The following is a 7090-nucleotide window of genomic DNA, read 5'->3' as shown; positions in this document are numbered from 1 at the left end:
AACTCAATCTCACCACCCTGCACCTCAACAATCAAAGCACCATTCTCTATTTGCGCGCGACATAGTTCTGCACCCAGAAATGCAACAAATGCGCTATGTAATGCCTTCAAACGGGCTTCGTCAGAACTTGTAAGAGACACTTCAAACCGACCATCATCACGTGCGATGACAAACAACCCGCGCGCCGAATAAGACACGTTACCTTTAAGGTCAACGCTGTCTAATCGTGCTTTAAAATCTTCTTCAGTGGCAGCTGTTGCAAAATCAAGTGGTAGGCACAGTACATCACGCAACGCGGCAGGTCGTGAATCGCGTTCACGATAGACTTCCTTACAAAACTGTCTGTATGCAGGAGTGATTTCAAAACCGTCGATCTGCTCGGGCGTACAGGGCTCGTAACCCATTTTCTTATAGCTAACATCTGTTGCTAAACGTAATGGGTGGCCTGACTCTGGCTCCTCCGCATACTCGATACTCTCTTCCGTCATATTGACGAATTCACGCACAGCGGTTGTACCAAAGCTGTGACCAGCACCGTCAGAACGCTCTTTAAACAAGCCCAGTAGCGGAATCTCATTTTCGCTTTGAATATCTGCAACACGCGCATGCCAGTCGGCTGCACTTTGTGCGATGTCGGCAAACCGTACGCCTCCAACTGGCGCATGGATGTTCGGGAAAATTTGCTTAAGTTTAGCGTCTTCAGTATCAAGGAAGTTCGATTCAAAGAACTCACCACCGATATAGCTTTCAGCCGTACAGAGACCAAACTTACCCATGGTCTTCATCAAGGCTTTTTCGACTGCTTTTTGATACTTGCCAAGCGCAACTTCAACCGCTGCATGGTCACCATGAAGCTCGCACGCGCGATAGAATACGGTCAAGGGACACACAGCCGAGACACCAAAGCCAAGCAAACAAGCAACGTCATGCGTACTTACCGCCTGACCTGTTTCAAACAGCAGGCTCGAGTTAAAACGCAGGCCTTGTTTGATCAAGCGTTGATTCGCAGCCGAAGCAACCAATACTGCAGGCAATGCGGCCTTATGATGACTCACGTTGATGTCACTTAAAACAATGATATCCCAGTTATTTCGAGCTAAGGCCTCAACGTGACTACAAACTCGCTCTAATGCTTCTTCAAGCTTGATTAGATTGTTTGTCGCGTCATTCAAGTCAACCTCATATAAGGTTTCAACACGCTCTACACGAAGAACATCTTGTTTCTCAATCTGTTTAAGGTGCTGAGGTTGCAAAATAGGCGAGGGTAAGGTCAGCTGCTTGGCACCTTTTTGAGCAAAGTTGGGTTTCGCGCCAAGCGATACACGCAAAGTCATTCCGTCCGCTTCACGAATACTATCAAGAGGAGGGTTCGTCACCTGAGCAAAGCGCTGCGAGAAGAAGCGCGACATGCCACCTTCTTCTTTAGCGAAGCTGTTTGGCGCTAGGCCATAACCCATTGCTGAAATTTTTTCCCCGCCATTTTGCAGCATTGGATCAAGCAAGAACTTAAAGCTCTCTTGGTTCATGCTATAGGCCACGTGCAAGGCTGAAACACTTAGTTTGCCCGGCACTTCAACTTCACTTAGAGCGACAGGATGTAGATCGCTTAAACGAATACGCGCCTGTTCTAACAAAAGGCCATAGTCTTGCTCGTCCGAAAGACGTTCAAGTACATCGTTCGTATACTCAATACACTTACGCTCATGGTCAAACAAGACCATACCACCAGCTTCAATACGTCCGCGACGAATGATTGACTCAGGTGCAAAATCAATTTGCCCTGCTTCACTCATCACAGCTAAGTAATCATTGGTTTCAACGCTTCGCAAAGGTCGTAGACCTAAGCGGTCAAGACGCGCACCAACCTTTACACCATCACTAAAGATAAGTGCCGCTGGGCCGTCATTCTTCTCTTCAGAAAGCGCGAAGTACTCAAGCATGTCACGCTGATTTCCTTGAATACGCTCGTCGTTCTCCCATGCCGGCGGCATCATCATTAGGGAAGCTTCGTCAATATCGAGACGGTCTTCTATGATGCGGCGAGCCAGTGTTTGGTCAAGACGTGCAGAATCTGACTGACCTTCTGGGAAAATAATTTCTCGATTATGCGAACGTGCAATCGCATCTTCACTCAGTCGATTTTTACGGTCAGTGTTCAACTCACCGTTATGCGCCATACGTCTAAATGGTTGCGCAAACATTGGATTCGGCGCTGTATTGGTAGAAAAACGCGTATGGAAAAATAAGGTATGAATCTGGTGCTTAGGATGACTAAGATCTTTAAAATAAGGCACAACTTCCCAGCTATTTAAACGCCCCTTATAAACCTGCGTTCGCGAACTCATTGATAAGGGATAAAATCCTGCAAGTTCTGGCCGCTTAAATGCCGGATACTCGATTTCTTCGAGAGCATCATTAATGTGCCGTTCAAACTCATCTTGATTATCGATATTGGAAGGACGCTCAAATACTAACTGATGGATCTTTAACTGGGCCTGCGCACTTTTCTGATTAAGCGCTGCAGTATCCACATCAACATCACGCCATAAAATGATATTTAAACGATACTGTTTGAACACATTGCGCAGTAAACGTTCAGCTTCTGAATGCTGCTCTTCTTTTCTGGGATAGAAGAAATTAGCAACACCAAACTCACCAAGCTCTAGATTTTCGTTGCCAGTTATATAACGAAAGAAACTCAGCGAAATATCAATATTTACACCTGCGCCATCGCCAGTACCTTCAGCGTCAAATCCTCCGCGATGGGGAATTCTGCACAATGCCTGATGCGCATGCTCTAGTAATTCATGAGTTTGTTCACTGCGCTTATGCGTAATAAAACCTACGCCGCAACTAGAGTGTTCTTGCTCTGAATTAAATAAGTAACGCATCAATAACCTCTATGTTTCACTGTATCTACTCACTAACTGTTCATTTTCAAGTGGAGATAATTAAACAACCTACTAAGCCAAAATTTGGCTGATCTTCGGGGGCGTGAAGAATACCGATAGAATATCTATATCGCAAATAATAATTATTTTCATTTGCATTTAGTTTGCCGAAAGCGCCGTTCCTAGCTCGGATTTGACATTTTTGACAAAAATGAACGCTTATTTGGCCGATGTATAGTGAACATGGGTAATATCAACACGAGTTATTCTTAACAATAAATTTAAAAATTAGTAGAATCGCGCCCAAGAAAATCATGTGCAGACTAAATTTCTTGGCTAATCCATTACTGGGGTTTCTCTTCAGTCACACAACTTAAAATAATGAGGATTACTCAAGGCGACTCGTTTCATCTGTTGAAGCATCGAAAAGACGCCGATCCATTTAGTCTTAAAATATTGATTGCTGGTCAATCAATAAAACTTTCAGAGAGAGATTCGTATGAGCTTATATTCAGAATACTTAGAAGAGATCGAGGTTCGTAAGAAGGACCTAGGCTTACACCCAAAACCAATCGATAGCGCAGAATTGCTATCTGAGATCATTGCCCAAATCAAAGACACTGGCAATGCAGAACGCGAAGCGTCTCTAAACTTCTTCATCTACAACACGCTTCCTGGTACGACTCCGGCGGCAGGCGTAAAAGCAGCTTTCTTGAAAGAAATCGCGCTTAGCAATGAAACAGTTGCAGAAATTTCTCCAGAATTCGCGCTAGAGCAACTTTCTCACATGAAAGGCGGCCCTTCTGTTGAAGCACTTCTAGACATCGCCCTTTCTGACGACGCGCAAGCAGCGGCAGCGGCTGAAGTATTGAAGTCACAAGTATTCTTGTACGATGCAGACACAACACGTCTTGCAGACGCGTTCAAAGTAGGCAACGCAATCGCAAAAGATATTCTTGAAAGCTATGCAAAAGCAGAGTTCTTCACGAAGCTTGACGATATCCCAGAAAAAATCGACGTTGTTACTTACATCGCAGCAGAAGGCGACATCTCTACTGACCTTCTTTCTCCAGGTAACCAATCACACTCACGAGCTGACCGCGAACTTCACGGCCAGTGCATGATCACGCCTGAAGCACAACAAGAAATCGTTGAGCTTGGTAAGAAGCACCCGAACGCGAAAGTTATGCTTATCGCTGAAAAAGGTACGATGGGTGTTGGTTCTTCACGTATGTCTGGTGTTAACAACGTTGCACTTTGGGCTGGTGAAAAGACTTCTCCATACATTCCATTCATCAACAACCGTCCAGTTGTAGCAGGTACTAACGGTATCGCGCCAATCTTCTTGACGACTGTTGGCGTAACAGGTGGTATCGGTCTTGACCTTAAAAACTGGGTTAAGAAAACTGACGCAAATGGCGAAGTTGTTCGTGATGAAAACGGCGATCCAGTATTAGAAGAAGCATACTCTGTTGCGACAGGTACTGTTCTTACTATCGATACAAAAGCGAAGAAGCTTTACAACGGTAGCGAAGAGCTTTCTGACGTTTCTGACGCATTCACGCCTCAGAAAGTTGAGTTCATGAAGGCTGGCGGTTCTTACGCGGTTACTTTCGGTAAGAAGCTTCAAACATTCGCAGCTGAAACATTGGGTGTTGAAGCGCCTGTTGTTTACGCAGCATCTAAAGAGATCTCAAACAAAGGCCAAGGCCTAACTGCCGTTGAAAAAATCTTCAACCGCAATGCAGTTGGCGTAACGTCTAAAACTCCTCTACATACTGGTTCAGACGTTCGCGTTAAAGTGAACATCGTTGGTTCTCAGGACACTACTGGTCCAATGACTTGCCAAGAACTAGAAGCAATGGCTGCTTCTACTATCTCTCCAGATGTTGATGGTGCTTTCCAATCAGGTTGTCACACTGCTTCTGTATGGGATAACAAAGCGAAAGCGAACACGCCTAAGTTGATGGCATTCATGAACGCATTCGGCGTAATCACTGCACGTGACCCGAAAGGTGTTTACCACTCAATGACTGACGTAATCCACAAAGTATTGAACGACATCACTGTAGATGACCGTGCAATCATTATCGGTGGTGACTCACACACGCGTATGTCTAAAGGTGTAGCGTTCGGTGCAGACTCAGGTACAGTTGCAATTGCATTAGCAACTGGTGAAGCAGCAATGCCAATCCCAGAGTCAGTAAAAGTAACCTTTAAAGGTTCTATGAAGCCACACATGGACTTCCGTGACATCGTACACGCGACTCAAGCACAAATGCTTAAGAAGTTCGCTGGCGAAAACGTTTTCCAAGGTCGTGTTATCGAAGTACAAATCGGTACTCTACTTGCTGACCAAGCGTTTACCTTCACTGACTGGACTGCAGAGATGAAGGCGAAAGCGTCTATCTGTATCTCTACTAACGAAACTTTGATCGGCTCACTAGAGCTTGCTAAGTCACGTATCCAGATCATGATCGACAAAGGCATGGACAACGAAGCACAGATGCTTAAAGGCTTGATCGCGCTTGCTGACAAGCGTATCGCTGAAGTGAAATCTGGCGAAGCTCCAGCACTTGCTCCAGACGACAACGCGAAGTACTACGCAGAGCTTGTTGTTGACCTAGATGCAATCGAAGAGCCAATGATTGCTGACCCAGACGTAAACAACGAAGACATCTCTAAGCGTTACACGCATGATGTTATCCGTCCTACTTCTTACTACGATGGCCGCCAGGTTGACCTTGGCTTCATTGGTTCTTGTATGGTTCACAAAGGTGACATGCAAATCATCGCAGCAATGCTTCGTAACCTTGAGAAGAAAGGTCCTATTACGTTTAACGCACCACTTGTTGTTGCGCCACCAACGTACAACATCGTTGATGAACTAAAAGCAGAAGGCGACTGGGACATCCTAGCTAAGTACGCTGGTTTCACGTTTGACGACGACAATCCAAAAGAAGCAGCACGTACTAAGTACGAAAACATCCTTTACCTTGAGCGTCCTGGATGTAACTTATGTATGGGTAACCAAGAGAAAGCAGAAGCAGGTGATACTGTGCTAGCAACTTCTACGCGTCTATTCCAAGGCCGTGTAGTAGAAGACTCTGCTGAGAAGAAAGGTGAATCACTACTAGGCTCAACGCCAATGGTTGTTCTTTCAACGATTCTTGGTCGTTTCCCAACTTTGGAAGAGTACAAAGAAGCGGTTGACGGTATTAACCTAACTTCTTTCGCACCACCTTCTGAAGATTTGGCAGTGCCACTTAAGATTGTTGGCTAGTCATTGACTAGAAAAATTAGACCTTGAAATGCCAAGGTCTAAAGCGTTTGAAAGCCCGAGTATGGAGACGTACTCGGGCTTTTTATTACCTAAATAATTAAAAAAAACGCTTAAAGTTCAATACACTCTAAAAACAGGTTCTAGCAACAATTCGTTAATAAAAAACCGAATACAAGCAATTTTATCTACTAGTCTGAGCTTCCAATCTTTACCGGTATGAAAAGAGAGGGATCATGACACACAAGAAAAGCGTCATTTTTGGGCTGATAGGTGTTGGCATTGTCATTACTGATCTTCGCTTGCACAAGCATTTATGCCATTAAAGCAACCTCGACCACCGAGTTTTGCGTCAGCTGCCATGAAATGGATATTCCATTTGAGGAATATCAATCCTCCCATTACTTTATTAACCGAGAAGGCATCCGCGCTGGCTGCGCCGACTGCCAAATACCACAAAGCCCTACCCGTATGCTCTGGGCCAAGATCATGGCCGGCAAAGACCTCTACCATCATTTCATTACCGGCAAAATCGATACTGGAGAAAAGTTTGAAGAACATCGCCAAGAGCTAGCTGAAATGGTGTGGCATAAGATGGAGAGTCAAGCTTCAGAAACATGCCGTTCTTGCCATAGCTTTGAAGCGATGGACTTTTATGCGCAAAGCGAAGATGCTGCAAAAATGCACCAAATGGCAAAGCGCGTTGAAGAAGGACTTCAAATTCTCTCAAGTAGCGGAGCACTGCAAGACTTTCTGACCAACCACCCTGTTACATCAGCAGCGTTTCCGTTGGAAAAATACCAAAACAATATCAAGTTTGATCTGCACAACCCAGATTTATCACCCGAAACCGAGCAACTAGATGCCAAATTCTGGCTAGCGCTCGATTAAAAAGAAAGCGTTCTAAGATCGCTTGACC

The 7090-nt window shown here is 45.0% G+C and carries 3 protein-coding genes; 2 read left to right on the top strand and 1 reads right to left on the bottom strand.

From position 1 onward, the window contains the following. On the bottom strand, positions 1–2891 hold a 2891-nt coding region (locus tag A3739_RS05700), incomplete at its 3' end, for a glutamate synthase central domain-containing protein (protein ID WP_197472086.1). A 499-nt stretch (positions 2892–3390) separates the two neighbouring features. Between A3739_RS05700 and A3739_RS05695 the strand changes: the two genes are divergently transcribed. Next, the gene (locus A3739_RS05695; RefSeq protein ID WP_068475144.1) at positions 3391–6174 is read left to right on the top strand and encodes a bifunctional aconitate hydratase 2/2-methylisocitrate dehydratase; all 2784 of its coding nucleotides are present in this window, start codon (positions 3391–3393) and stop codon (positions 6172–6174) included. 270 nt (positions 6175–6444) lie between these two features. Next, positions 6445–7062 carry a NapC/NirT family cytochrome c gene (locus A3739_RS05685; RefSeq protein WP_231876752.1) on the top strand — a complete coding sequence of 206 codons (618 nt, stop codon included), beginning with the start codon at positions 6445–6447 and terminating at the stop codon, positions 7060–7062. Positions 7063–7090 lie beyond the last annotated feature (28 nt).

The organism is Oleiphilus sp. HI0067 (assembly GCF_001635735.1).
The sequence above is the reverse complement of the archived record's forward strand: the minus strand, read 5'-3'. Positions and strand labels throughout refer to the sequence as shown.